Origin of the sequence: Enterococcus sp. S53 (genome assembly GCF_016516865.1) — a bacterium.
GTDB classification, from domain to species: domain Bacteria; phylum Bacillota; class Bacilli; order Lactobacillales; family Enterococcaceae; genus Enterococcus_D; species Enterococcus_D innesii.
Window position 1 is genome coordinate 1 of the sequence record NZ_JACVUH010000072.1, and the last position, 445, is coordinate 445.

Genomic DNA, 445 nt, shown 5'->3' on the forward strand with positions numbered 1-445 from the left:
TATGATTGCATATTCTTCAACCAATTCTCGACATCTTTCAATAAATGCTTTCTCATCCATAAAATTCACACTCTCCATATTTTTTAGTAGATGTTACTTATACGATTGACTTTAATTTAACAAAGTCATTGCCATCCAAATTATTGTACATTTCTTCTGCTTTTTTCTTACTAAAGAAACTAACAATTTTAATTTGCAAGATTTTCAAATAGATAGTTTTCTTGATTTTTAAGTTAATTGTCACATTCCCATGATTCTTTTCTTCTCCCACGAAAATCACTCCTTTTCTATTATTTTTATTTAACGCATAAATGCGAGATTTCAGGATCACCTTCACTTTCCGGCAAATCGCCTACCTGATTTATTCTGGATCTGCTCAGGTGGTTTCTTCTTGTAACCCAAAGGCGTTGTAGTTACTTTAGTGAAATAAACTGTGTTACCAGCC

Annotated in this window: 1 protein-coding gene; it reads right to left on the minus strand. The window is 31.9% G+C overall.

The annotated features are described in order from the left end of the window. Positions 1-97 precede the first annotated feature (97 nt). On the minus strand, positions 98-271 hold the full coding sequence (locus IAE45_RS18720; RefSeq protein ID WP_200127913.1) for a hypothetical protein: 174 nt from the start codon (positions 269-271) through the stop codon (positions 98-100). Between the last annotated feature and the right edge of the window lie 174 nt (positions 272-445).